Source organism: Bradyrhizobium sp. th-b2 (genome assembly GCF_000426785.1).
Lineage (GTDB): Bacteria > Pseudomonadota > Alphaproteobacteria > Rhizobiales > Xanthobacteraceae > Bradyrhizobium > Bradyrhizobium septentrionale.
In genome coordinates, this window is the sequence record NZ_AUGA01000012.1 from 16,949 (window position 1) to 40,663 (window position 23,715).

The window sequence follows — 23,715 nt, forward strand, 5'->3', positions numbered from 1 at the left end:
GGACGTAAGCTGCCAGGACTTGAACTGCCAAGACTTGGACCGTTTGCGGCGACCGCGCCGTCAAACTGAATTTCCGTCAACACGGATCCCGCATACGCAGATGCGATCAAGACGAGGATCCGAACAATGCTGGACATCGCTCGTACTCCCTTTTCCCCTCTTTCAATAGCAGCAGGTCGTTGCCGCCCGATTAGGGAAACTGGTTCGCGCGGCCTTTAAGGAAATGGTAAACGTGAAGTTCACGAGCGATCGGTGACCCCGACGCTTGCCACCGGCCCCGCTGATGCCGTGCCCGGATGTCCCCAATCAGGGGGACAGACGTATCGGGCGGAATCAATATGATGCGGAACCGGATGCCGGTCGGCTATCATCGGCCGCGCATAAGAAGAACTTGCTGGGAGGATTTGCAATGAAGCTGGCCATGGCCGGACTCTGGGTACTCGCGGGCGCGATCCTGATGGCGCCGGACGCACATGCGGACATCAAGGTCGGCGTCGTGGTGTCCGCATCAGGACCGGGCTCGGCGCTCGGCCAGCCGCAGATGCGCACCATCGCCGCGCTGCCGAAGGAGATCGGCGGCGAGAAGGTAACCTATATCGCGCTCGACGACGAGTCCGATCCGACCAAGGGCACGCAGAATGCGCGGCGTCTCGTCATCCAGGACGGCGTCGACATCCTGATCGGCTCCTCGCTGACGCCGGTGACCATGCCGATGCTCGACGTCGCCGTGGAATCCAAGACGCCGATCATCTCGCTCGCGGCGGCGACCGCGATCGTGCAGCCGATGGACGACCGCCGCCGCTGGGCGTTCAAGGTGGTGCCCAATGACGATCTGATGGCGGCGGCGATCCTGAAATACATCGCGAAGTCCGGCATCAAGACGCTCGGCTATATCGGCGTGTCGGACGGCTATGGCGAAGGTTACTACAAGGAGGTGTCGAAGCTTGCGCCGACGCTCGGCCTCACCGTCACGACCCATGAGGTCTACGCGCGCGCCGACACCAGCGCGATGGGCCAGGCGCTGAAGGTGATCGCGACCAATCCGGAGGCGGTGTTCATCGCTTCCGCCGGCACGCCCGCCGTGCTGCCGCAGGAGGCGCTGCGCAGCCGCGGCTATGCCGGCAAGATCTTCCAGACCCACGGCGTCGCGTCGGAGGAATTCATCAAGCTCGGCGGCGCCAATGTCGACGGCGCGGTCTTCACCGGCGAGGCCTTCACGATCGCCGACGACCTGCCGGCGAACGATCCGTTCCGCCAGGTGCGCGACGAGTTCGTGTCGTCCTACGAGAAGGTCAACGGGCAGAAGCCGAACATCTTTGGCGCGCATCTGTGGGACGCCGTCACACTGTTCAAGCGGGCGGCGGCCAACGCGCTGAAATCGGCGAAACCGGGCACGCCGGAATTCCGCGCCGCGCTGCGCGACGAGCTGGAGCGCGGCAAGGACGTCTATCTGAACAACGGCCTCTCGACCATGAGCCCGACCAACCACAATGGCTATGACGAGCGGTCGGCGTTCCTGATCAAGGTCGAGGGCGGCAAGTTCCGGCTGGTGAAGTAGGCGCGCGAAATTGGCTAGTCGCCGCCCCATCGCCATCGCGGCGGCTCGCCCTTCCACCAGCACACGCCGGTGAGCAGGACGCTCAGCACCGCAACATAGCCGACGAAGCCGGGGCGGGTGTGCGGAAGGATCATCGCCGCCCCGACAGCGATCAGAATCACGAAGCCTGCGACGACCGCCCAGCCTTGCCAGGAGACCGGCGGTCCCCAGCCCCAGCCATACCGCTTGGCGGGAAACCAGTAGTCGCTGTCATGCTGCATGAGAGTGCTCCAGCAAACGACAAGAAACCCTTCACACCTTGCCCGGTCCGCAGATGCCCTTGAGCGCCTGCCATTCGGCGCCCGACAGCAGCGGCCGGCCGGTCGCCGGACTGGCGGCGTCCGCCTTGCTCATGCGCGCGAGGCGGTCCTCGGTCAGCGGATGGCTGGAGACGATCGAAATTCCCTTGCCGCCTTCCTTGCCGGTGACGCGGAACATCAATTCGCCCATCGGCTTCGCGGCACGGCCGAGCCGGTGCATGGTCTCGATCGCAAAGGTGTCGGCATTGGTTTCGGCGTCGCGCGAATAGGATGACGTCACCAGCGAGCGCGAGGCGAAGATCAGCGCGCCGGAGCCGGTGACGTCGCCGAACAGCAGCCCGATCAGGAACGAGGTGCCGCCATTGTGGATCAGCTCGCGCATGCTGTCGCGATGGCGGAGATGGCCGAGCTCATGCGCCAAAACGCCGGCGATCTCGTCCGGGTTCTCGGCCTTCTCCAGCAGCCCCTTGAACAGAAAAACCTTGCCGCCCGGCAGCGCGAAGGCGTTCGGCACCGAGGTCGCCAGCACGCCCGACTGCACCGAATTGTCGAGGCCTGCGGTCTCCCGCAATTTGCCGACGAGCTTCTCGAATGCCGCTTGTCCGGCCGCGTCGCTGCACGGCTTGCCGTCGAACAGTACCTTGACCTGCGCCTCCGCGACATCGCCGAGGCGGCGTTCGAAAGAGTCAGGCACCAGGGGCGTCAGCCGGTCGGCGGCGAGCGGCACGCCGAACAGCACCACCAGCACGATCGACACCGCGGCCGCGAGCGACCAGCCGACGATCGCGGCGACGCCCTTGCGGTTCGGCAGCCCCTCCTCGAGCGTGTCGCAGCGCGCGACGACCGCCGCGATCAGCTGCGCGTCGCGGATTTCGAGCCGCGCCAGCTGTGGTGCGGTGAGGCAGCTCAGCCGCAACAGGCCGGACGGGCTGTCGGCGCGGCGGATGTCGGCATAGCCCCAGCGCGCGAGCAGCTCGCCGTCCTCCCTGATCTCCAGCGCATCGGACAGTTTGAGCGCGACCAGACGCCTCCGGCTCGATGCGCCGTCGAAGAAGACGCCGCCTTGTGCAGGCGTCGCCGCGGGGTTGGTTTGGCCGGAACCGGTCTCCATGTCGCTAGAAGCCCGCGACGTCGAGGCCGTCGGCAAAGCCTTCGCCGAGCGCATTGGCGAGCTCGCCGCGCGCGGTGACGTTGGCCGCAGCCTCGATGTTGTGCACGATGGTCGACGACAGCACCCGGACCCAGAGATCGCGCATCAGATAGACGCGCATCACCACATTCATCGCCAGCACGAAGGCAAGATAGCCGACGCCGGCGAGAGTGATCAGCGGAATGCTCTTGGCGAACGCCTCGGTCTTGAAGAAGGTCTCGATCGAGGAGCCGTCCATGCTGGCGACCAGCAAGGTACACAGCACGAGATAGGCAAAGAACAGCGTGCCGAGCAGCATTGCCCAGCCGATCACCTTCCAGTACAGGCCGATCAGCGCGCTGCGGCGCATGGTGGATTCCAGCCTGACCCCGCCGAAGCGGATGCCCGACAGCCACCAGCGCCACTCGATCGCCTTGAACGCGGCATAGATGAACGGCGCGAAGATCGTCATGTACAACGCGAACGGCGTCAGCAGCCAGAGCCACCAGCCCTGCTTGAAGAAATCCCAACCGCGACCTTCGAAGGAGCCCTGCAGATCGCCGTAAAAAGAATGCCGCATCTTGTAGCGTTCGAGCGCCGCCTCGCGCCATGGCAGCGCGAGGCCGAGCGTGATCACGACCAGCAGGCCCCATAGCGAGGCTTTCAGCGCATAGATCCAGCCCGAGCCGCTCATCCAGAAGCGGACGCCGCGCCACACCGTGCGGGTCAACCGGTAACGCCGCGCGCGATAAATCGCGAACTGGCCGAACAGGTAGAAGAACGCGACCAGCGGCAGCGAGGCGAAGGCCTTCAGATGCTCCGCCTCGATGCCGATCAGGAAGTAGCCGAGATAGATCGGCACCAGGATCGCGAGCGCGATCAGGAAACCGATCAGCAGCTCCTTGCCGCGGCCGGTATATTCCGGCGCGTCGCCGTCGATCTGAGTGTTCGACCAGAGGTGGCGGCGGATGTCGGTGGTGAGCCAGAACCGGTAGAAGCCGACCGTGACGAACTCGAGCCCGGCGCCGCGCGCGACCAGGCGGAAGAACTCCCGCCGCTTCCCTGAAAACCCCACCGGCATCGGCGGCGGGACCGGCGGCGGCTTCGGCGGCCCCAGCGGGGTCCAGCTCATGTCGTTCACGGGATAGCTCCAGGACGGGACAATCTATGCGTATCAAAACCACAGGTTTGTCGCTGCGAGTGTGATCCAGGTTTCACACAAGGTCGAGAGTGCGGGGGTGTTTTTGACGGCGGGCGGTTGGCTTTACCTTAACGGGATCGCCGGAAACAGTGCAGCCTCTGCTGCGGACATCGGCCGCAGGCGGAGCCAACCGGCCCCTCCTTCCAACCCTTGTTCCAACCCTTGCGAGCGAGCTTCGCTCGCCTCGAACCTCCGCCAGAGATAAACCGACAGAACGGCTAGTAGAAACACCGCCGCAGAAGCGAGGAAACCTGGCGATGAACAAGTGGATATTGTCGGCATGCCTTCTGGTGCTGACGGCAGCTCCCGCCGCTGCCGCCGACGTGCGCCTGGAGTCCTATCGCAATCCAGCGAATGAGAATTTTCGCATCTTCAATCATATGTACCTGGACGGCGCGCGCGGCGGCATGATGGCTTCCAATGCCTGGCTGAAACGGCATGGCGGCCAAATGTTGTTCTGCATGCCCGACCACCTCGCGCTGAGCACTGAGCAGACGGAAGAGATCATGCTCAAGTCAGCCGACAAGCGGGCCGCGAAAGGCGACATGGCGGTCGCTTCCCTGCTGCTGTGGGGCCTGCAGGATACCTTCCCCTGTGAAAAACCCGCCAGCCAATAAGCGGCCTCTCCACCCGCATTGTTCGCATGCGCCCAGCCGAATCAAACGCCGTTTCAAACAGACCCGCTCGCCGCCCCTGCCCCCGGCCTGCGAGAAAGGCCCGGATTCGGCCGCTTTGGCCTGACAACAATGCGGCCAAATGCGCGTTGAGAGCCCTTGCGCAAATGCAGGAATGAGAATGTAATTCGGTAAAACATGATGCGCCGGCGACGCCCCGGCTGCGAAACGGTTGAGGAGCCGCTCATGCACGGGACCGCCGATCTCGTCAAAGACGTGAATTTGGACGCCGCACGCGAACGCGCCAACGCGCTTCTCCTTGCCGACTATGATCCCGGCGATCCCGAGCTGTTCAAGACCGATACGTTCTGGCCGTATTTCGACCGGCTGCGCCGCGAGGACCCGGTGCATTACTGCAAGGACTCGATGTTCGGTCCGTACTGGTCGATCACCCGCTACAACGACATCATGGACATCGAGACCAACCACGCGATGTTCTCTTCGGCCGCCTCGCTCGGCGGCATCACCATCCGCGACGTGCCGCCGGACCTGCGCCGCGAAAGCTTCATCGCGATGGACCAGCCGCGCCATTCCGCGCAGCGCAAGACCGTGGCGCCGATGTTCACGCCGACGCATCTTGACGAGCTTGCGCTCAACATCCGCAAGCGCTCGACCGAATGCCTCGACAATCTGCCGCGCGGCGACGTGTTCGACTGGGTTGACAAGGTCTCGATCGAATTGACCACGCAGATGCTCGCGGTGCTGTTCGACTTCCCCTGGGAGGACCGCCGCAAGCTGACGCGCTGGTCCGACGTCGCGACCACCCTGCCCGGCGCCGGCGGCCTCGTCGCCACCGAAGACGAGCGGCAGGCCGAACTGATGGAATGCGCGAGCTATTTCGCAAGGCTCTGGAAGGAGCGCTCCGGCCAGCCGCCGAAGAGCGACCTGCTTTCGATGATGGCGCACAGCGACGCCACGCGGAACATGGACCCGAAGAATTTCCTCGGCAACCTGATCCTCTTGATCGTCGGCGGCAACGACACCACGCGCAACACGCTGTCCGGCAGCATCTATGCGCTGAGCAAGCATCCGGAGCAGTACCGCAAGCTGCGCGAGAACCCGGCACTGATCGACAGTTTCGTTCCGGAGGTGATCCGCTGGCAGACGCCGCTTGCCCATATGCGGCGCACCGCGCTCGCCGATTACGAATTCCGCGGACGCCAGATCAAGAAGGGCGACAAGGTCGTGATGTGGTACGTCTCGGGCAACCGCGACGAGGAGGCGATCGAGAAGCCCTACGAGTTCCTGATCGACCGCGCCCGCCCGCGCACCCACATCTCCTTCGGCTTCGGCATCCATCGCTGCGTCGGCCTGCGGCTCGCCGAGCTGCAGCTCAAGATCATCTGGGAGGAAATCCTGAAGCGCTTCGACACGATCGAGGTGGTGGAGGAGCCGCTGCGGGTGTATTCCAGTTTCATCAAGGGCTACGAGACGCTGCCGGTGCGGATTGCCGCCTGACGCCTCGCGAGCCAACCGGGATCAAGAACCATGAACGTCCAGACCGCCATCCGTGCCGATCGGGTCGAGCTAGAGCGCCAGGCGCGCGAGGAGGCCTATGCGACGCCGCTCAGGGATTTTCACCCCGGCGCGCCAAAACTGTTCCAGAACGACACGCTGTGGCCGTGGTTCGAGCGGCTGCGCAAGGAAGAGCCGGTGCACTACTGCACCAATTCGCCGATCGAGCCGTACTGGTCGGTGGTGAAGTACAACGACATCATGCATGTCGACACCAGCCACGGCATCTTCTCCTCGGATTCCACGCTCGGCGGCATCTCGATCCGCGACGTGCCGCCCGGCTATGACTATCCGAGCTTCATCGCGATGGACCAGCCCAAGCACGCCCATCAGCGCAAGACCGTGTCGCCGATGTTTACGCCTGATCATCTCGACGAGCTGGCAAAGCTGATCCGCCAGCGCTCGGCCAGCGTGCTCGACAATCTGCCGCGCAACGAGACCTTCAATTTCGTCGAGCGCGTCTCGATCGAATTGACCACCCAGATGCTGGCGACGCTGTTCGACTTCCCCTGGGAGGAACGGCGCAAGCTGACGCGCTGGTCCGACGTCTCCACCGCGCTGCCGAAGAGCGGCGTCGTCAATTCGCCGGAACAACGCCGGCAGGAGATGGACGAGTGCTACGCCTATTTCTCAAAGCTCTGGAACGAGCGCGTCAACGCGCCGCCGAAGAACGACCTGCTGTCGATGATGGCGCATAGCGACGCCACCCGGCACATGGACCCCGACAATCTGATGGGCAACATCATCCTGCTGATCGTCGGCGGCAACGATACCACGCGCAACACCATGAGCGGCTCGGTGCTGGCGCTGCACGAGCATCCCGACCAGTTCCAAAAGCTCAAGGAGAACCCCGGTCTGATCGACACCATGGTGCCGGAAGTGATCCGCTGGCAGACGCCGCTCGCGCATATGCGGCGCACCGCGCTGGTCGACACCGAGATCGGCGGCAAGACGATCAAGAAGGGCGACCGCGTCGTGATGTGGTACGTCTCCGGCAACCGCGACGACGAGGTGATCGACCGTCCCGACGAGTTCATCATCGATCGGGCGCGGCCGCGCATCCACCTGTCATTCGGCTTCGGCATCCACCGCTGCGTCGGTATGCGGCTCGCCGAGCTGCAGCTCAAGATCGTCTGGCAGGAGATGCTGAAGCGCTTCGACCGCATCGAGGTGGTCGGCGAGCCGAAGCGGGTCTATTCCAGCTTCGTGCGCGGCATCGAGAACCTGCCGGTGCGCATTCCGGGCTGAGCCCTGGAGCTCAGATCCGATCGAACCGGAACGGAGCTTAAGACTTTCGTCTTGACATGATCTCTTCAACGCGATGCGGTCCCCGCTTCGCTCAAAAACACTCCAAATCATCCTTGGCTGCAAGCCTGATCGGCCCTATGTCTGCCGCGCATGGATGCGCCGCCCCAGGCGGCCCTTTCGGGTGCCGATCGGCGGCGTTTGCAGTCTGGGCCAGTTGACGGAAGATGAACCGAAAAGAACGGCGTGCGGCCAACAAGCGACGCGACGAGTCCGCAAAGCGGCCTAACGCCCCTGGCTTCGGCTCCGCGGCTGACCTCGCTGCCGAAGCAAGCCGCTTCTACGGGATGGGCCGCCTCAACGAGGCGCAGGAGATTTGCCGGCAAATCCTTGCCCGCGAGCCTGCCCATGTGCAGAGCCTGAATCTTCTCGGCCTGATGGCGCAGGCCTCCGGCGACCACCGCGCCGCGGTGAAGATGTTCGTGAAAGCGATCGCTGCGGACGAGGTGAACGCCGCCTGCCATTACAACGCCGGCTATTCGTACCAGTCACTGGGCAATCGCGCCAAAGCGGCGACGCATTTCAGCAAAGCGCTTGCACTCGGCATGGACGCGAAGGCCGCCGGCCTCATCCTCCAGAGCCCTGTCATTACCAGCCATCTCGGGCGGATTGACGTCAACTGGCCGCTGCCGGTAACGAACCTCGAATTGTTCGGCACCGAAGGCGTCGCGCCACTTGCGAGCGACCTCTTCCTGCGCTGTGCGATGGAGACGACGACGCTGGCAAGCATGCCGATCGAGGTGCTGCTGGGATATGCGCGCGCCGAGTTGCTGCGGCTCGCCGGCAATCAAGGCTCGGAGGACGAGGATATCGTTGCCTTTGCGTGCGCGCTCGCCGGGCAATGCTTTATCAACGGATATGTCTATGGACGGACTGAGGCGGACGCCGAAGGTGCGAGCGCCCTGCGCGACCGGCTGCTGCAGGACCTGGCGTCCGGGGCCGCCATCACGCCGCTCACGCTGGCGGTGGTTGCGGCCTATTTCCCCCTGCATGCGCTGCCAACGGCGGACGCGCTGCTGCACCGGGATTGGCCTGCGGCTGTCACCGGATTGCTGAAGGTACAGTTGCGCGAACCGCTTGAGGAAATGGCCGAGCGTAACGCCATCACGGCGCTCACTCCCATCGAGAACAGCGTCTCCGTCGAGGTGATGCGCCAGTACGAGGAAAATCCCTATCCGCGCTGGACCGTCAACCCGCTGACGGCCCTCGTCGCCGATCAGGCGCGGGGAAAGATCGCCCTGGCGGCGGAACGGCAAGCCAAGCTCGATATCCTGATCGCAGGCTGCGGTACCGGCTCGCACGCGATCCAGACCGCGCAGGTCTATCCGAACGCCCGTCTGCTCGCGGTCGACATCAGCATGACCAGCCTCGCCTATGCGCGCCGCAAGACGCGGGAGCTTGGCCTGCGCAACATCGAATATGCGCAGGCGGATATTCTGGAATTGGGCTCGATCGGTCGCACGTTCGACAGCATCGAGTCGGTCGGGGTGCTGCACCATCTTGCCGAGCCGATGGCCGGCTGGCGCGTGCTGGTCCCGCTGCTGCGGCCGGGCGGCACGATGCGCATCGGGCTCTACAGCGATCTGGCGCGCCGCGTGATCGTGGAGGCCCGCGCCCGCATCGCCGCGCGCGGCTATCGCGCCACCGCCGAGGACATCAGAAGGTGCCGCCAGGACATCTTCCGCGAAGCCGAACTGTGGAAGCCACTGATCGGCGCGAAGGATTTCTACAGCATGAGCGGCTGCCGCGATTTGCTGTTCAACGTCATGGAGCATCGCCTGACGATCCCCGGGATCGCGGCATTCCTGAACGATCATGGCCTGTCGTTCACGGGCTTCGAACCGTTTGACGATCCGACGGTGATGGAAAAGTTTCGCAAGCAGTTTCCGGGCACGGCCGATGAGGCGAGCCTCGATCAGTGGCACCGCTTCGAGATCGAGCATCCGGAGACGTTCTGGGACATGTATGTGTTCACGGCGGGCAAGAACGCGCACTGAGGCTTCAGGGCGCCAGCATGAAGCGTAGGCAAAACCTCCGATCGGCCGCACGCTCAGTTCGTGCGCCAGCGGCTTACTCGATCACCTCATCCGCGCCGCTGACAACTGAAGCAGAGAACTCGCGGCCAAGCAGCTTGGCGGTCTTCAGGTTGATCACGAACTCGACCTTGGTCACCAGTTGCACCGGAAGATCGGCAGGCTTTTCGCCCTTCAGAACCCGGCCGGCATAGATGCCCGCGCGCCGATGCGACTGCACAAAATCACCTCCATAGCTCATCAACCCTCCAGCCATGGGGAAGTCGCGGGTCTGCGTGATGGCGGGCACGCCATACTTCGTCGCGAGATCGGCCAGTCGCTGGCTTCGAAATGCGAAATAGGGATCGGAGGTGAATACGAGTCCGTTTGCCTGCTCCTTCGCCACGGCAGAGAACAGGGATTCAAATTCATCTTCCTTGCTTGCACTCAAGATCTGCAGCTGAACCCCCAGGGTTTCGGCGGCGGAGCGCAGCCTCTGCACTTGTGAACCGGCAGTTGGACTTGTCGGGTTGGTGACGACCCCCAATGTGGTGGCCGCCGGCAGCAGCTCGCGCATCAACTCAAGCCGCTTCGGCGACACGTCGACGCTCAGGCTCGAGACTCCCGTGATATTGCCTCCCGGCCGCGACAGGCTGTCCACCACGCCCAGCTGAACCGGATCGCCGCCCATCTCGAAGACGATGGTCGTGGTGGTGCCGGTTGCTTTGGCGGCAAGCGCGACCGGAGCGCCGCCGGGTGCGACCAGCACATCCACATTGTGCGCGACCAGTTCGGCGGCCAGAGCGGGCAAGCGAGCATATTGCCCGTTGGCCCATCGATATTCGATCGCAACGTTGCGGCCCTCCACGAAGCCGACTTCGGCAAGTCCCTGGTGAAATGCTTTCAGCCGACTGCCAAACAGATCAGGCGATTCCGGGCAAAGATAGCCGATGACCGGCATGGACGATTTCTGCGCATGCGCGGATGTCGCCCAGGTCGCGGCGGCGGCCATCAACGAGAGGACATCGCGCCGGCTGGCACGTCCGCGCAACGTTGCTGCTCCAGCGTCAACGCATCTCATGCTCACGAACTCGCTGCTCGCCGTCGACCGAAGCATATCTCAGGGGGCTCAGCCAGTCGCCAACGGATTGCGCCGAGCACCCGCGAGCCGGCACCAGCTAGGGCACATCAAAGGAAATTTCAGAGACCGGAACGGCCTCATCGAAGCCCTTGATTTGTCGATTCCCGATCTCCTGCACAGCCCGCTTGCCCCGCACGCTTGCGGCGATCTCGGCGTCGACCAGGATTTCCCGGTCTGCGGCAGAAGCGCACAGGCGGGCCGCCAGATTGACCACGCTGCCGATCGCCGTGTAGTCGAGCCGGTCCTCGTACCCGATGCTGCCGACGGTGGCCGGTCCGCCGGCGAGCCCAACGCCGAAACCAACATGGTAGCCTCGCGATCGCCAGCCGGCGATCAGCCCTTGCACGCGCTTCTGCATTTCGATCGCAAGGTCGACGGCTCTTAACGCCGGCTGCTCGACCGCAACGGGTGCGTTCACCAGCACCATCAATCCGTCTCCGGAGAAGCTGATGAGCGTTGCTTCGAACTGCGCGATGACCCGGCCCAGCACCTCATAATATTCGGACAGCACGCTCATGACTGCCTCGGGGGTGACGCCGGCGGAAAACGCGGTGAACCCCCGCAAATCGCAAAACACAACGACGACGTCGGTACGGCGGCCATCCAGCACGCTGTCGTCGCCGGCCCGATCGACGAGATCCGCGACCTGAGGCGCGAGAAACCGCTTGAGCTTCGCGATACGCTCCTGATGCTGCTGCGCGAGTGCCAGTTCGGCGGCCATCCTGTTGAAGCTGTTTGCAAGACGCTGAAACTCGTCCCCGGTCTGGATGGAAATGCGGTGATCGAACGATCCGGCGCCGATCCGTTCCGTCCCCTCCTCGAGCAACTTGATCGGCTCCGTCATCCGGTGCGCAAATGCATAGGCCAGCAGCCCTGCAAACAGGGTGCTGCCTGCGAGAAGCACTGCGGTCCGCCGCAGGGCGGCATAGATCGGCGCGTAGGCTTCAGAGAGCGGCTGTGCCACCACAACGGTCCAGTCGGGCCCCGCCACAGGAGCCGCGCTGGCAGCAACCTGACGTCCCTGTGCGTCCCGGTTCGTTGCAAAGCCTGCTCCCGGGCCGATCGCGTCGCGTATGGTGCGAAATGGCTGTGAGGTTCTCTCTTCCATCCCACGGAGGACGAGGCTGATGTCGGGATGGGCAATCAGGCGACCCTGACGGTCCAGGACAAAGGCGAGGCCGGTCTCTCCCACCTTGATCGCCGAAACGACGTCCCAGATCAGCTTGAGATTGACTTCGGCGATGGCTGCACCGACCGCGGTTCGGTTACCCACCAAAGCAACCGTCAAATAGGGTTCCGAGCCCCTGTGATAGCTGACATCGCTGAACCAAACCTGCCTCGCGTGGGCGCCGATCACCGCAGGATCCGTCGACCGGTCTAGACGACTTTCAATCCGATTGAGGCCGACCCGCGAGACATAGAGACGCTCCAACCCCTTGTTGTCGATGAGAGTCACGCTGACAATGGCAGGCGCTTGACGAAACAGACGCAAGGCATCGGTCCGCCGCTCTTCATCCGCCTCGTCGGTCCATGGCAGCTGGACCAGCCAGCCAAGCTGGACTGAAATATCGGAAATGAAGTTATGAATTTCGGCGGCAGCGGACGTCGCCTGAACCCCAAGCAGTTGGTCCAGCCTTGCGCGCTGATCGCGGTAACCGAACCAGGCTTCAATGCTGCCGTTGATCGCAATCGGAAACGCGACGGCCAAGAAGAGCACGAGAAAGTACTTTGGGAAGAGGCCGCGAAAGCGATCTCGGACAATCATGCCCCGATACCTGAAAATGCGACGGGTCTATCAATATGCCGAAAATGAAGCCTTGAAATAAAGTATGCCCGGCGGCGGCCGCCATTTTGCATTCTGAAGATAGGGAGCCGCTTTTTTGGCTGCAATGAGGCTGTCTGCCGATCCGGCCAAAAGACGCTCCGTCCGCCCTCCCCGCTCGCTTGGCGGCTATACAATTCTGGCATAGCTGCGCAAAGCAGATGCGAAGAGAATATAGCCCCTATCTGGCCTAAAGCCTGTGACGGGAGGCCGCGCCCATGCGCGCCCCTTGTACTGACGCGTTTTTCTTCGCGAACCGGTACCCGGTTCGCTCGAAAACGCTACCGCCGAGGCCATGATGGACCAGATTGCCGTTCACCAGGACAACGCGACCAGCACCGACTGGCCGGTTGCGATCTACCGCACGCTGAAGGATTTTGGCGTGGCACAGGTGTTCTATGTCCCCGATGCGGGGCATTCCAAGCTGATCAAGCTGTCGCATGCGGATGCCGACATCAAGACCACCGTGCTGACAACCGAGGAAGAGGGCGTGGCGCTGTCCGCCGGCGCCTGGCTCGGCGGCGATCGCGCGGTACTTCTGATGCAATCGAGCGGCGTCGGCAATTGCGTCAACATGCTGTCACTGATGACAAGCTGCCGCTTCCCGCTGCTGACCCTGGTGACGATGCGCGGCGAATGGGCCGAGTTCAATCCCTGGCAGATCCCGATGGGCCGGGCGACGCCGAAGGCGTTCGAGATCATGGGCACCACCGTGCTGCGGCTGGACAACCCTGACGATGCCGGGGAAGTGGTCTCGGCCGCCGCCTCGCTCGCCTATGACGGCGACCAGCAGGTCGCGGTGCTGATCTCGCAGCGGATGATCGGCCGCAAGAAGTGGACCAAGGAGACGCACTGATGTCAGCCGCAACAGGCACTCTCGATCGCCGCGCCGCCGTGAAGGCGCTGCTCACTGAGCGCGACGACCTGCTCGTGATCTCCGGGCTCGGCTCCTCGTCCTACGATGTGTTCGATGCCGGCGAGCATCCCGGCAATTTCTATCTCTGGGGCGCGATGGGCGGCGCCGCGATGGTCGGGCTCGGCCTCGCGCTGGCGCAGCCGAAGCGCCCGGTGCTTGTCGTCACCGGCGATGGTGAGCAGCTGATGGGGATCGGCAGCCTCTTGACCATCGCCACCAAGCAGCCCGGCAATCTCTCGATCGCGGTGCTCGACAACGGCCATTTCGGCGAGACCGGGATGCAGCTTAGCCACTCCGGCCTCGGCGCCAGGCTCGAGGTGATCGCGAGCGGCGCGGGCATTGCCAGCATTTCCGATATCGCCGACATGGCCGGCGTCGAAAGCTTCGGCAAGAGCCTGCGCGATCTCGGCGGCGGCCCACGGCTGGCGCGCATCCGCATCGCCGCCGGCGAGGTCGAGCGCGCGCTGCCGCCGCGCGACGGCGCGTATCTCAAGAACCGCTTCCGCAGCCATCTCGGCTTCGCGGTGAAGTGATGCGCAAGCCGCGCTCAGGCGAGCTGGATATCCCAGAGCCCCTCGGCGCGCAGCGCGGCGACCTCGTCGCGCAACAGCTTTGCGATCAGCGTCATCGCATTGGAGCCGGGATGCTCGACCGGCGAGGCCAGCGTCAGCTCGCGCCGCGGCGCCGGCCGCGCGATGGAGGCGGTCTCGAGCCGGCCCTCCGCCACCTCGGCGCGCACCGAGGACGGCGGCAGCAAGGTATATCCGAGGCCCTCCTCGACCAGGCTGGTCAGCACGCGGAACGAATCCGCCTCGAGCTTGACGTCGAGATCGATCTTCTTTTTGGCCGCGGCATGTTCGAGCAGCGCGCGGAGCCCGTGCGAGTGACTGGGCAGCACCAGGCGCTGGCGCATCAGCCAGCCGAACTCGACCTGCTTCTTCTGCTTCAGCCCGCTGCCGCGCGGGCCGACCGCGACGATGCTATCGCGGCCGAGGCTTTGCACCGCCAGATGCAGATCGACCGACGGCCCGTAGATCACCGCGAGGTCCATCTCGCCGCGATGCAGCCACTCGATCAGATGGCCGCTGTAGCTTTCGACGATGCAGAGCGAGATGCCGGGATAGCGTTCCACCGTGCGCCGCGCCAGCCGCGCCGACAACACGCAGCTCACCGTCGGCACCAGCCCGAGCACGACGCGGCCGGACGGCGCGCCGCCGGCGGACTGGATGTCGTCCCGGATCTGGTCGATCTGCCGCACGATACCGCCGGTGCGCGCCAGCAGCAGCCGGCCGGCATCGGTCAGCACCATGCCGCGACCGTTGCGCGTGAACAATTCGGTGCGCAGCTCGTGCTCCAGGAGCTTGATCTGCCGGCTCAGCGCCGGCTGCGCGACCCGCAGCGTATCGGACGCCTTGCTCAGACTCCCGAGTTCCGCGACACACGCAAAGGTCCTAAGCTGGCGGAAATCCATACTTGCCAATCCTGGAAGGCAGGTTCATACGCTATAACAAAACAGCATAGGGAGTTTACCGGGGCCCCACAACAGCGGGCAATTGGCCTGCTTCAGGCACAACCTCTCGGCAAGATGAAACAATGACCACACACGATCAGCACAGCGACGACCACACAGACATCCGCGACGCGGTGGCAAAACTCTGCGCGCAGTTTCCCGGCGAATACTGGCGCAAGCTCGATCGCCAGATGGCCTATCCGAAGGAATTCGTCGATGCGCTGACGGAGGCCGGCTATCTCTCGGTCTTGATCCCCGAGGAATATGGCGGCGCGGGCCTGAAATTGTCGGCGGCAGCCGCGATCCTGGAAGAGATCCAGCGCGCCGGCTGCAATGGCGGCGGCTGCCACGCCCAGATGTACACGATGGGCACCGTGCTGCGGCACGGCAACGACGCGCAGAAGGCCAAGTATCTGCCGAAGGTCGCGACCGGCGCGTTGCGGCTGCAGGCGTTCGGCGTCACCGAGCCGACCAGCGGCACCGATACCTCGTCGCTGAAAACCTTCGCGCGCCGCGAGGGCGACCATTACGTCGTCAACGGCCAGAAGATCTGGACCAGCCGCGCCGAATATTCCGACCTGATGGTGCTACTGGCGCGCACCACGCCGAAGGAGCAGTCGAGGAAGCGCACCGACGGGCTTTCGGTGTTCATCGTCGACATGCGCGAGGTCAAGGGCAAGGGCCTCGAAATCCGCCCCATCCGCACCATGATGAACCACGCCACCACCGAAGTGTTCTTCACCGACATGAAGGTGCCGGCGGAGAATCTGATCGGCGAGGAAGGCAAGGGCTTTCGGTACATCCTCTCCGGCATGAATGCCGAGCGCATCCTGATCGCGGCCGAATGCGTCGGCGACGCCAAATGGTTCATCCAGAAGGCGACCAACTACGCCAAGGAGCGCAGCGTATTCGGCCGGCCGATCGGCCAGAATCAAGGGATCCAGTTTCCAATTGCAAAAGCCTACGCCTCGATGCGCGCGGCCGAGCTGATGGTGAAGGAAGCCACCCGCAAATATGAGGCCGGGCTCGATTGCGGCGCCGAGGCCAACATGGCCAAGATGCTGGCCGCGGATGCCTCCTGGGAAGCGGCCAATGCCTGCGTGCAGACCCATGGCGGCTTCGGCTTCGCCGAGGAATACGACGTCGAGCGTAAATTCCGCGAGACCCGGCTCTACCAGGTGGCGCCGATCTCGACCAACCTGATCCTGTCCTTCGTCGCCGAGCATGTGCTCGGCATGCCCCGCTCCTACTGAGTTCTCGATCATGCTGCCGCTTGAGGGATTGACCGTCATCGCCGTCGAACAGGCGGTTGCCGCGCCGTTCTGCTCGTCACGCCTGGCGGACGCCGGCGCCCATGTAATCAAGATCGAGCGGCCCGAGGGCGATTTCGCCCGCGGCTATGATGCCGCGGCGAAGGGCCAGAGCAGCTATTTCGTGTGGCTCAACCGCGGCAAGGATTCCGCCGTCGTTGATCTCGCCACCAAGGAGGGCCGCGCCACGCTGGAGGAGCTGATCGCAGGCGCCGACGTGCTGCTGCAAAACCTGAAGCCGGGCTCAATGGACAAGCTCGGCTTTTCGCGCGAGCGGCTGCGCAAGGACTATCCGAAGCTGATCATGTGCACGATCACGGGCTATGGCGACACCGGCCCCTACGCCGACCGCAAGGCCTATGACCTGTTGATCCAGGCCGAGAGCGGCCTCGCCTCGATCACCGGCGGCCCCGAGGGCGCCTCGCGCGTCGGCATGTCGATCGTCGATGTCGCGACCGGCGCTACCGCGCATGCCTCGATCCTCGAGGCGCTGATCGGGCGCGGCCGCACCGGAGAGGGAGCCGACATACGGATCTCGATGTTCGACGTGATGGCCGACTGGCTCACCGTGCCGCTACTCAATGCCGAAGACGGCAAGTCGCCGAAGCGGATCGGCCTCGCCCATCCCTCGATCGCGCCCTATGGCGTGTTCCGCTCGAAGGACGGCAAGGAAATCCTGATCTCGATCCAGAGCGAGCGCGAGTGGAAGACGCTGTGCGCCAAGGTGCTGGGACAGCCTGCCCTGCCTGACGATCCGCGCTTTGCCAACATGGTCGAGCGGGTGCGCAACCGCGCGCTGACCGACCAGATCGTCAGCGACAGCTTTGGCAAGCTCACGCGCGAGGAATTGCTGGCCAAGCTCGCCGAGGCCGACATCGCCTTTGCCGAGGTCAACAGTATGGACGATCTCGCAAAACATCCGCATCTGCGCCGCATCGAGGTCGACACGCCGAACGGCAAGGTCAGCTATCCGGCGCCGGCCGCGATCGTCGTTGGCGAGGACAGGCACTACGGCAAGGTGCCCGCGATCGGCGAGCGCACCAAGCGATCCTGAAATCCCTCCTGCCCGGGCAAAATCTCATGACCGACAAACTCGACCTCGATCATCTCCGCCAGTGGATCGGCCGCTCCCAGGAGGCCTCCGACGTCGTCACCAAATATCTCGTGATGGGCCTGCGCGCGACGCTGTTCCAGGAGATCGGCGAGCCGAAGGCGGGCGATGCCGCGCCGTGGACCACGCATTGGTGCCTGGCGCAGCCGGTGTTTGCGATGTCGCAATTGAGCCAGGACGGCCATCCGACCCGCGGCGGTTTCCTGCCGCCGGTGCCGCTGCCGCGCCGGATGTGGGCCGGCGGCGAGCTCGAATTCTTCGATAGCTTGCGCATCGGCGACGACGCCAAGCGGACCTCGCGCATTGCAGACGTCACGGTGAAATCGGGCTCGACCGGCACGCTGTGCTTCGTCTCGGTCAATCACGAGGTGACGACGTCGCGCGGGCTTGCGGTCCGCGAGCGGCAGGACATCGTCTATCGCGAGATGACGACGCAGGCCGCAGCGCCCGCCAAGGCGCCGCCGCCTCCGGTCGCGCAGCATCGCGAGAGCCACGTCTCCGACCCGGTGCTGCTGTTTCGTTATTCGGCGCTGACCTTCAACGGCCACCGTATCCATTACGACCGCGACTACGTCACCAAGGTCGAGGGCTATCCTGGCCTGATCTTCCACGGGCCGCTGCAGGCCTCATTCATCGTCGAGCTCGCGGCCAAGCTGCGCGGCGGCAAGCCGCCAAAGAAGCTGTCCTATCGCGGCGTGCAGCCGCTGTTCGAGGGCAGCGAGTTCTCGATCAATGCCAACGACAAGGACGGCGGCATGGAGCTGTGGACCGCGAATGCCGAGGGCCAGCCGACCATGAAGGGCACGGGGACCTGGTAGAGCCTGAGCCGGACGCATATCAAGACCACGAGAAGTGAAGGGCCGTCTTTCGCTGGCCTCTCGCATCCTTTACTGTGATCGCATTCAGCCATGGATCACGGGATCATGAGTCGCTTCTGGAGTTCGGTCGTCCACAATCTGTCGCCATACGTGCCCGGCGAGCAGCCGAAGATCGATGGCCTCGTCAAGCTCAATACCAACGAGAATCCCTACCCGCCGTCGCCGCGCGCGCTGGCGGCGATCACAGCGACGACCGATCGCCTGCGGCTCTACCCGGATCCCCGTGCAACCGCCCTGCGGGAGGCGATCGCGGCGCGCTATGGCGTCACGCCAGATGAAGTGTTCGTCGGCAACGGCTCGGACGAGGTGCTGGCCCACGCCTTTCCGGCGCTGCTGAAGCACGACGCGCCGCTGCTGTTCCCCGACATCACCTACAGCTTCTACCCGGTCTATTGCCGCCTCTATGGCGTCAGCTACGAGGTGGTGCCGCTCGATGCCGCGATGCGGGTGAATTTGTCCGACTATCGGCGGCCAGGCAGCGCCATCCTGCTGTGCAATCCGAACGCGCCGACCGGCATCGCGCTGCCACGTGCGGCAATCGAGGCGCTTGTCACCGAGCATCCCGACCGGCTGGTGGTGGTCGACGAGGCCTATGTCGACTTCGGCGCCGAGAGCGCCGTGCCGCTGGTCGCGCGGCACGACAATCTGCTGGTGGTGCAGACGCTGTCGAAGTCGCGCGCGCTGGCGGGCCTTCGGGTCGGCTTCGCGATCGGCCAACGCCCGCTGATCGAGGCGCTGGAGCGGGTAAAGGACAGCTTCAACTCCTATCCGCTGGATTGCTTTGCGATCGCGGGTGCCGTCGCCTCGATCGAGGACGAGGCCTGGTTCGAGGAGACGCGGCAACGCATCATCCGGAGCCGCGAGGCGCTGGTCCGCGGCCTCACTGAGCTTGGCTTCGAGGTGCTGCCCTCGCTGGCGAATTTCGTGTTCGCCCGCCACCCCGGCCACCGTGGCGCGGATCTCGCCGCCCGGCTGCGCGAGCGCGGCGTCCTGGTCCGGCATTTCCAGAAGCCGCGGATCGAGGACTTTTTGCGCATCACGGTCGGAACGGACGATGAGTGCGGCCGCCTGATCGACCTGCTGCGCGGCATGGTCTGATCACCTTCCGCGAGCCACGCAACTTGCGATCGATAGCGGCAACCCGCATAGTGAGCTTCGAGCCGGCGGCGCGGCAAAGCAACTGAACGACGATGCGCCCCGTGGCGAGATGGCACGGTTCTCCGGGAAGGAGCTGTCATGCGTTTTGCGATCGGCGACGCGACCGTCGACGTCATCGTCGATGACGATGATTTTGCGCTTCCGCTGTCCGAGTTTCTGCCCGGGTATGATCGAAGCCTGATCGAAGCGCATCGCGATATCCTGGAGCCGGTGTTTATCGATCTCGCCCGGGACCAGGCGAAACACGCGATCCAGAGCTTCGTGGTGCGAACGGGCGGACGCACCCTGCTGATCGACTCCTGCATCGGCGAACACAAGGACATCCCCGAGATCCCAGCCTGGCACCGGCGGAGCGGCAGCGGCTTCCTTGATCGGTTGCGCGGGAGCGGTATCGATCCGGCCGACATCGATCTGGTGTTCTGCACCCATCTGCATGTCGATCACGTCGGCTGGAATACGCGCCAGGACAATGGCCGCTGGCAGCCGACCTTTCCCAACGCGCGCTATCTGTTCGGCCGCCGCGAGCTTGCCGACTGGATGACGCAACACGATACCGGCCGGGCCGCGCCGATCCACGCCCGCGCCCTGGAACAGAGCGTCATTCCGATCGTCGAGGCAGGCCGTGTCGATCTGGTCGACGACGGCCATGAGCTCGGTCCCGGTCTGCGGCTCGTGCCCCTGCCGGGCCACACCAGCGGGCAGATGGGTCTGCTCGTCGACTACCCACAACATCGTGCGATCTTCTGCGGGGATGCCGTGCACAATCCGGTGCAGGTCTTCCAGCCCGATCTCTCGACGTCATCCTGTGCCGACCCGCAGCTGGCGGGCGAGACGCGCACGAAAATCCTGGCAGAGGCCGCAGACAGCGACCGGCTCGTCATACCCGCCCACTTCCGTGGCTCGCGCTGCGCCCATATCCGTCGAGACGGCAACCGCTACGCGCCGGTGTTCGACATCGGGCATGGGGGAGACCGCGATGCGCGGAGCCGCGGCTTACCGCCATGGAAACGCGAGACCAGACTCAGTGAGCCGTGAGGCGACTACCCGGCGGGCGTGCACCGCGTCGCGGTAATCTTGATGCCGAACCCTGCGGTCTCTTCGCGAAACTGCTTGATCGATTGCGCGCTGCGATGCGCCTCGAAAGCGGCGTCATCCTGATAGACCTCATAGATCAGCAGTTTCGAGGCATCCTCGCGCGGCACCAGGATCTCGAAATGCAGCGTACCCGGCTCGTCCTTCAGCGACCGGGCGCCGTGCGCCGATAGCAGCGACAGCACCTGATCCCGCTTCTCTGGCGCGACCTCGACGGTGGCAATGAGTGCAAGCTTGGTCATGACGATTCTCCTGTTTGGTTGATCATTCCGGCAGCGGCTTGCCGGCCTGCTCGCGGACGATGTAGTCGGCGTACCAGTCCGGCCAGTTCGCATCGTGTCCACCGGTCCGCTTTTCGTGCTCGCCATGGGCGGTGGCTGCGCGGCGCAGTGCGGCGGCGAGATCGGTCGTCGAAGTGAAGGTCGTGCTGTTTCCATCGACACGTCCGGGCAGGCGCTGCGTGACCTGCTGCAGCAGCCAGACATTGCCGTCGGGATCGCTGAACGTGGCAAGCGAGCCGTAGCTCGGCCGCTCCGGATCCGGTCCCTTGATGCGGCCTTGCGGCCCGCGGTGGAACACCTCGCTGACATCGACGCCGCGCGCGATCAACTCGGCGCGCGCCGCCGCGATGTCGTTCACGATCAGGAAGCGCGGCAGCGCGGATCCCTTGTCGAGATGAACAGAGGTCGGCGAGCCCGGCGGCGTCAATTGAAGCGCGCGGGAGCCGTCCGCCCTGACGAAATCGGCGTCGAGCCGCCAGCCCAGGTTCTCATAGAAGCGCTTGGCGCGATCGACATCGGACACCGGGATCACGACGACTTCGAGCTTCATGTCGACGCCCGGCTTCGAACCCATGCTTTCGGTACCCATGGCCCGCTCCTTGAAATGTGAGGGACCGGGCGGAAGATGCCCGTTGCACCCGGATCCACGATAGCGCATATCACTATGAAAATCATAGTAACAATGCTGAATGAAGAAAACGTGATGGCAAAGCCAAAGGGCAACCCTGCTGACCGAACGCTCTGTCCGGTGGCACGCGCGGAGACCGTCGTGGGCGATCGCTGGACCGTGCTGGTGCTGCGCGAGCTGTTCGCGCGCAACCACCGCTTCGAGGAGGTTCAGGCCTACACCGGCGCGACACCCCAGATGATCGCGGCACGGCTGAAGAAGCTGGAGGCCAACGGACTGGTGACGCGCCGCATCTACAACAAGCATCCGCTGCGCCACGAGTATCATTTGACGGAGAAGGGCGCGGCGTTCTTCCCCGTGATGTTCGCGCTGCGTGCCTGGGGCGAGACCTGGTGCAAGTCGCCCAGGGACGGTCTTTCCATGAACTACACCCACCTCACCTGCGGCAAGCCGGCCGGACTCGGTCCGGTCTGCCAGGCCTGTGGCGAGCCGCTGCATTGGGCCGACATGGCCGCCGAGCGAATGCCAAAATACCAGAGAGAGCGTGACGCGCGCTGGGAGGCCTTCAAGGCGACCCGCTGAATTCCCCGACGCCGCCGGCGCAAGCGGACGACGCGAAAGTCTTCGCACCGTCGCAGCGTCTCGATCACACGGGGCCGACCCGGCCGAGCCCTGCACAACAAACGGAGACCACCATGCCATTCGTTCGCATCGACCTGAAGCGCGGCAAGTCCGCCGAATACCGCAAGACCCTGGGCGAGATCGTCTACAAGGCGATGCTCGATGTGATCAACGTGCCGCAGAATGACAAGTTTCAGATCATCACCGAGCATGATCGCGGCGACCTGAACTACACCGAAAGCTATCTCGGCAACACCTACAGCGACGATCTTATCTTCATCCAGATCACGTTGAATGCCGGGCGTACGGTCGAAATGAAGAAGGCGTTCTACAAGCGGATCGTGGACGATTTCCAGAGCCAGTTGCAGGGCCGCCCGGACGATATCTTCATCAGCCTGGTCGAGGTCGCCAAGGAAAACTGGTCGTTCGGCAACGGCATCGCCCAATACGCAAGCTGACCCCCGGGGAACAGGGACGCGGCGGACGGTTCGCTGTCTGCATGGCGGCTCGGCAAAATGCCGGCCGTCCGCCGCTTGCGATCGGCATTGCCAGCCCGCATAGTGCGCCTGCACGAACAACAACAAACAGGGAGGCAACCATGAGGACGATCGCAGCCGCGCTGTGTGCGCTTACGCTGATCGCAACCGGTGCGCAGGCACAGACGCTCAAGGATTTCATGGCGACAGTCATGAAGAAATGGACCGCGCCGTTCGAACCGTTTCAGCTGATCGGCAACATCTATTATGTCGGCACTGACGGCATCGCGGTCTACATCATCAAGACGCCGCAAGGGCTGATCCTGATGGATACGGCGATGCAGCAGTCGACCGGCATGATCAAGGACAACATCGCCAAGCTCGGCTTCAAGGTCGCCGACATCAAGGAAATCCTCAACACCCACGCCCATCTCGATCACACCGGCGGCTTTGCCGAGATCAAGCAGGAGACCGGCGCGCAGCTGATCGCCGGCGAACGCGACAAGCCGCTGCTTGAAGGCGGCTACTATCCGGGCGACGAGAAGAACACCGATCTCGGCTTTCCGCCGGTCAAGGTCGATCGCACCGTCAAGGAAGGCGACAAGGTGACGCTCGGCGACGTGACGCTGACCGCGCACACCACGCCCGGCCATTCGCCCGGCTGCACCAGCTGGGAGATGACGGTGAAGGACGGCAACCAGGAACGCACCGTGCTGTTCTTCTGCAGCGGGACGGTGGCGCTGAACCGGCTGGTCGGCCGCCCGACCTATACCGGCATCGTCGACGACTACCGCTCGACCTTCGCCAAGGTCAAGGGAATGAAGGTCGACGTGCTGCTCGGGCCGCATCCGGAGGTTTATGACATGCAGGCCAAGCGCGCGCAGATGAAGGACGGCGCACCCAACCCGTTCGTCAAGCCCGGCGAAAACGCCAGCTATGTGGCGGGCCTCGAGCAGGATTTCGACAAGCAGATCGCCAAGCAGACCGCCGCGTTGCAGAAGGCCAATTGATCACGCTGTTTTTCGGCCGTTGCCGCGGCAACTAAGGTTGCAGCGGCTTGACATCGCCAGGCAATCCA

General features: G+C 64.2%; 23 protein-coding genes. 15 read left to right on the forward strand and 8 right to left on the reverse strand.

The features are described from left to right. Positions 1-409: 409 nt before the first annotated feature. The gene (locus K359_RS0116250; protein ID WP_029080290.1) at positions 410-1,558 is read left to right on the forward strand and encodes an ABC transporter substrate-binding protein; all 1,149 of its coding nucleotides are present in this window, start codon (positions 410-412) and stop codon (positions 1,556-1,558) included. A 14-nt stretch (positions 1,559-1,572) separates the two neighbouring features. Here the strand turns inward: K359_RS0116250 and K359_RS0116255 are convergent, their stop codons facing one another. The 3 genes from K359_RS0116255 to K359_RS0116265 are packed head-to-tail and all read right to left on the reverse strand — an operon-like array spanning position 1,573 to position 4,118. After that, positions 1,573-1,818: a hypothetical protein gene (locus tag K359_RS0116255; protein ID WP_029080291.1), complete on the reverse strand. Its 246-nt coding sequence runs from the start codon at positions 1,816-1,818 to the stop codon at positions 1,573-1,575. Between the two features lie 31 nt (positions 1,819-1,849). Then, complete coding sequence (locus K359_RS0116260) at positions 1,850-2,968, reverse strand: M48 family metallopeptidase (protein ID WP_029080292.1); 1,119 nt, start codon at positions 2,966-2,968, stop codon at positions 1,850-1,852. 4 nt (positions 2,969-2,972) lie between these two features. Beyond that, entirely contained in the window at positions 2,973-4,118 is a 1,146-nt protein-coding gene (locus tag K359_RS0116265; RefSeq protein WP_156928527.1) for a DUF898 family protein, read from the reverse strand. Positions 4,119-4,444: 326 nt separating this feature from the next. On the opposite strand from K359_RS0116265, the gene K359_RS0116270 reads away from it, so the two are divergent. From K359_RS0116270 to K359_RS0116285, 4 genes are all read left to right on the forward strand, one after another. After that, positions 4,445-4,804: a hypothetical protein gene (locus K359_RS0116270; protein WP_029080294.1), complete on the forward strand. Its 360-nt coding sequence runs from the start codon at positions 4,445-4,447 to the stop codon at positions 4,802-4,804. A 243-nt stretch (positions 4,805-5,047) separates the two neighbouring features. Then, positions 5,048-6,319, forward strand: a complete 1,272-nt coding sequence (locus tag K359_RS0116275) for a cytochrome P450 (RefSeq protein WP_029080295.1) — start codon at positions 5,048-5,050, stop codon at positions 6,317-6,319. A gap of 30 nt (positions 6,320-6,349) precedes the next feature. Next, the gene (locus tag K359_RS0116280; protein ID WP_029080296.1) at positions 6,350-7,624 is read left to right on the forward strand and encodes a cytochrome P450; all 1,275 of its coding nucleotides are present in this window, start codon (positions 6,350-6,352) and stop codon (positions 7,622-7,624) included. Between the two features lie 224 nt (positions 7,625-7,848). Beyond that, positions 7,849-9,678: a bifunctional 2-polyprenyl-6-hydroxyphenol methylase/3-demethylubiquinol 3-O-methyltransferase UbiG gene (locus tag K359_RS0116285; RefSeq protein ID WP_245284629.1), complete on the forward strand. Its 1,830-nt coding sequence runs from the start codon at positions 7,849-7,851 to the stop codon at positions 9,676-9,678. A 73-nt stretch (positions 9,679-9,751) separates the two neighbouring features. Here K359_RS0116285 and K359_RS0116290 read toward each other — a convergent pair whose 3' ends face one another. Together K359_RS0116290 and K359_RS0116295 are read right to left on the reverse strand one after the other, a co-directional pair. Continuing rightward, positions 9,752-10,705, reverse strand: a complete 954-nt coding sequence (locus K359_RS0116290) for an ABC transporter substrate-binding protein (RefSeq protein ID WP_029080298.1) — start codon at positions 10,703-10,705, stop codon at positions 9,752-9,754. Between the two features lie 166 nt (positions 10,706-10,871). Continuing rightward, positions 10,872-12,599 carry an adenylate/guanylate cyclase domain-containing protein gene (locus tag K359_RS0116295; RefSeq protein ID WP_029080299.1) on the reverse strand — a complete coding sequence of 576 codons (1,728 nt, stop codon included), beginning with the start codon at positions 12,597-12,599 and terminating at the stop codon, positions 10,872-10,874. 352 nt (positions 12,600-12,951) lie between these two features. Here K359_RS0116295 and K359_RS0116300 point away from each other — a divergent pair, with 352 nt between their 5' ends. Together K359_RS0116300 and K359_RS0116305 are read left to right on the forward strand one after the other, a co-directional pair. Further along, complete coding sequence (locus K359_RS0116300; RefSeq protein WP_156928524.1) at positions 12,952-13,512, forward strand: thiamine pyrophosphate-binding protein; 561 nt, start codon at positions 12,952-12,954, stop codon at positions 13,510-13,512. Beyond that, positions 13,512-14,105, forward strand: a complete 594-nt coding sequence (locus K359_RS0116305) for a thiamine pyrophosphate-dependent enzyme (RefSeq protein WP_029080301.1) — start codon at positions 13,512-13,514, stop codon at positions 14,103-14,105. Before K359_RS0116300 ends, K359_RS0116305 begins: the two co-directional genes overlap by 1 nt. A gap of 14 nt (positions 14,106-14,119) precedes the next feature. On the opposite strand, the gene K359_RS0116310 is transcribed toward K359_RS0116305, so the two are convergent. Next, positions 14,120-15,043 (reverse strand): LysR substrate-binding domain-containing protein, encoded by a 924-nt coding sequence (locus K359_RS0116310; protein ID WP_029080302.1) that lies wholly within the window; start codon positions 15,041-15,043, stop codon positions 14,120-14,122. A 122-nt stretch (positions 15,044-15,165) separates the two neighbouring features. On the opposite strand from K359_RS0116310, the gene K359_RS0116315 reads away from it, so the two are divergent. From K359_RS0116315 to K359_RS52155, 5 genes are all read left to right on the forward strand, one after another. Continuing rightward, the gene (locus K359_RS0116315) at positions 15,166-16,335 is read left to right on the forward strand and encodes an acyl-CoA dehydrogenase family protein (protein ID WP_029080303.1); all 1,170 of its coding nucleotides are present in this window, start codon (positions 15,166-15,168) and stop codon (positions 16,333-16,335) included. 10 nt (positions 16,336-16,345) lie between these two features. Next, entirely contained in the window at positions 16,346-17,446 is a 1,101-nt protein-coding gene (locus K359_RS0116320) for a CaiB/BaiF CoA-transferase family protein (protein ID WP_029080304.1), read from the forward strand. 26 nt (positions 17,447-17,472) lie between these two features. Next, entirely contained in the window at positions 17,473-18,321 is an 849-nt protein-coding gene (locus K359_RS0116325; RefSeq protein WP_029080305.1) for a MaoC family dehydratase N-terminal domain-containing protein, read from the forward strand. Between the two features lie 105 nt (positions 18,322-18,426). Beyond that, positions 18,427-19,479, forward strand: a complete 1,053-nt coding sequence (gene hisC, locus K359_RS0116330; RefSeq protein ID WP_029080306.1) for a histidinol-phosphate transaminase — start codon at positions 18,427-18,429, stop codon at positions 19,477-19,479. 138 nt (positions 19,480-19,617) lie between these two features. Beyond that, positions 19,618-20,574 carry an MBL fold metallo-hydrolase gene (locus K359_RS52155; RefSeq protein ID WP_245284630.1) on the forward strand — a complete coding sequence of 319 codons (957 nt, stop codon included), beginning with the start codon at positions 19,618-19,620 and terminating at the stop codon, positions 20,572-20,574. 5 nt (positions 20,575-20,579) lie between these two features. Here K359_RS52155 and K359_RS0116340 read toward each other — a convergent pair whose 3' ends face one another. Further along, the gene (locus K359_RS0116340) at positions 20,580-20,873 is read right to left on the reverse strand and encodes a putative quinol monooxygenase (protein ID WP_029080429.1); all 294 of its coding nucleotides are present in this window, start codon (positions 20,871-20,873) and stop codon (positions 20,580-20,582) included. A 22-nt stretch (positions 20,874-20,895) separates the two neighbouring features. After that, on the reverse strand, positions 20,896-21,501 hold the full coding sequence (locus tag K359_RS52160; RefSeq protein ID WP_035976677.1) for a VOC family protein: 606 nt from the start codon (positions 21,499-21,501) through the stop codon (positions 20,896-20,898). A gap of 114 nt (positions 21,502-21,615) precedes the next feature. Between K359_RS52160 and K359_RS0116355 the strand changes: the two genes are divergently transcribed. The 3 genes from K359_RS0116355 to blaBJP all read left to right on the forward strand — a co-directional run bounded on the left by K359_RS0116355 (position 21,616) and on the right by blaBJP (position 23,647). Then, the gene (locus K359_RS0116355) at positions 21,616-22,122 is read left to right on the forward strand and encodes a helix-turn-helix domain-containing protein (protein ID WP_029080308.1); all 507 of its coding nucleotides are present in this window, start codon (positions 21,616-21,618) and stop codon (positions 22,120-22,122) included. A 113-nt stretch (positions 22,123-22,235) separates the two neighbouring features. Continuing rightward, positions 22,236-22,619, forward strand: a complete 384-nt coding sequence (locus K359_RS0116360) for a tautomerase family protein (protein WP_029080309.1) — start codon at positions 22,236-22,238, stop codon at positions 22,617-22,619. A gap of 140 nt (positions 22,620-22,759) precedes the next feature. Next, positions 22,760-23,647 (forward strand): BJP family subclass B3 metallo-beta-lactamase, encoded by an 888-nt coding sequence (gene blaBJP, locus K359_RS0116365; RefSeq protein ID WP_029080310.1) that lies wholly within the window; start codon positions 22,760-22,762, stop codon positions 23,645-23,647. The last annotated feature ends 68 nt before the right edge of the window (positions 23,648-23,715 follow it).

What these genes read in the sequence shown, in the direction of transcription:
- K359_RS0116250 (WP_029080290.1), top strand. Translation starts at nt 410, where the DNA reads ATGAAGCTGGCCATGGCCGGACTCTGGGTACTCGCGGGCGCGATCCTG.
- K359_RS0116255 (WP_029080291.1), bottom strand. Translation starts at nt 1,818, where the DNA reads ATGCAGCATGACAGCGACTACTGGTTTCCCGCCAAGCGGTATGGCTGG.
- K359_RS0116260 (WP_029080292.1), bottom strand. Translation starts at nt 2,968, where the DNA reads ATGGAGACCGGTTCCGGCCAAACCAACCCCGCGGCGACGCCTGCACAA.
- K359_RS0116265 (WP_156928527.1), bottom strand. Translation starts at nt 4,118, where the DNA reads ATGAGCTGGACCCCGCTGGGGCCGCCGAAGCCGCCGCCGGTCCCGCCG.
- K359_RS0116270 (WP_029080294.1), top strand. Translation starts at nt 4,445, where the DNA reads ATGAACAAGTGGATATTGTCGGCATGCCTTCTGGTGCTGACGGCAGCT.
- K359_RS0116275 (WP_029080295.1), top strand. Translation starts at nt 5,048, where the DNA reads ATGCACGGGACCGCCGATCTCGTCAAAGACGTGAATTTGGACGCCGCA.
- K359_RS0116280 (WP_029080296.1), top strand. Translation starts at nt 6,350, where the DNA reads ATGAACGTCCAGACCGCCATCCGTGCCGATCGGGTCGAGCTAGAGCGC.
- K359_RS0116285 (WP_245284629.1), top strand. Translation starts at nt 7,849, where the DNA reads ATGAACCGAAAAGAACGGCGTGCGGCCAACAAGCGACGCGACGAGTCC.
- K359_RS0116290 (WP_029080298.1), bottom strand. Translation starts at nt 10,705, where the DNA reads ATGGCCGCCGCCGCGACCTGGGCGACATCCGCGCATGCGCAGAAATCG.
- K359_RS0116295 (WP_029080299.1), bottom strand. Translation starts at nt 12,599, where the DNA reads ATGATTGTCCGAGATCGCTTTCGCGGCCTCTTCCCAAAGTACTTTCTC.
- K359_RS0116300 (WP_156928524.1), top strand. Translation starts at nt 12,952, where the DNA reads ATGATGGACCAGATTGCCGTTCACCAGGACAACGCGACCAGCACCGAC.
- K359_RS0116305 (WP_029080301.1), top strand. Translation starts at nt 13,512, where the DNA reads ATGTCAGCCGCAACAGGCACTCTCGATCGCCGCGCCGCCGTGAAGGCG.
- K359_RS0116310 (WP_029080302.1), bottom strand. Translation starts at nt 15,043, where the DNA reads ATGGATTTCCGCCAGCTTAGGACCTTTGCGTGTGTCGCGGAACTCGGG.
- K359_RS0116315 (WP_029080303.1), top strand. Translation starts at nt 15,166, where the DNA reads ATGACCACACACGATCAGCACAGCGACGACCACACAGACATCCGCGAC.
- K359_RS0116320 (WP_029080304.1), top strand. Translation starts at nt 16,346, where the DNA reads ATGCTGCCGCTTGAGGGATTGACCGTCATCGCCGTCGAACAGGCGGTT.
- K359_RS0116325 (WP_029080305.1), top strand. Translation starts at nt 17,473, where the DNA reads ATGACCGACAAACTCGACCTCGATCATCTCCGCCAGTGGATCGGCCGC.
- hisC (WP_029080306.1), top strand. Translation starts at nt 18,427, where the DNA reads ATGAGTCGCTTCTGGAGTTCGGTCGTCCACAATCTGTCGCCATACGTG.
- K359_RS52155 (WP_245284630.1), top strand. Translation starts at nt 19,618, where the DNA reads ATGCGTTTTGCGATCGGCGACGCGACCGTCGACGTCATCGTCGATGAC.
- K359_RS0116340 (WP_029080429.1), bottom strand. Translation starts at nt 20,873, where the DNA reads ATGACCAAGCTTGCACTCATTGCCACCGTCGAGGTCGCGCCAGAGAAG.
- K359_RS52160 (WP_035976677.1), bottom strand. Translation starts at nt 21,501, where the DNA reads ATGGGTACCGAAAGCATGGGTTCGAAGCCGGGCGTCGACATGAAGCTC.
- K359_RS0116355 (WP_029080308.1), top strand. Translation starts at nt 21,616, where the DNA reads ATGGCAAAGCCAAAGGGCAACCCTGCTGACCGAACGCTCTGTCCGGTG.
- K359_RS0116360 (WP_029080309.1), top strand. Translation starts at nt 22,236, where the DNA reads ATGCCATTCGTTCGCATCGACCTGAAGCGCGGCAAGTCCGCCGAATAC.
- blaBJP (WP_029080310.1), top strand. Translation starts at nt 22,760, where the DNA reads ATGAGGACGATCGCAGCCGCGCTGTGTGCGCTTACGCTGATCGCAACC.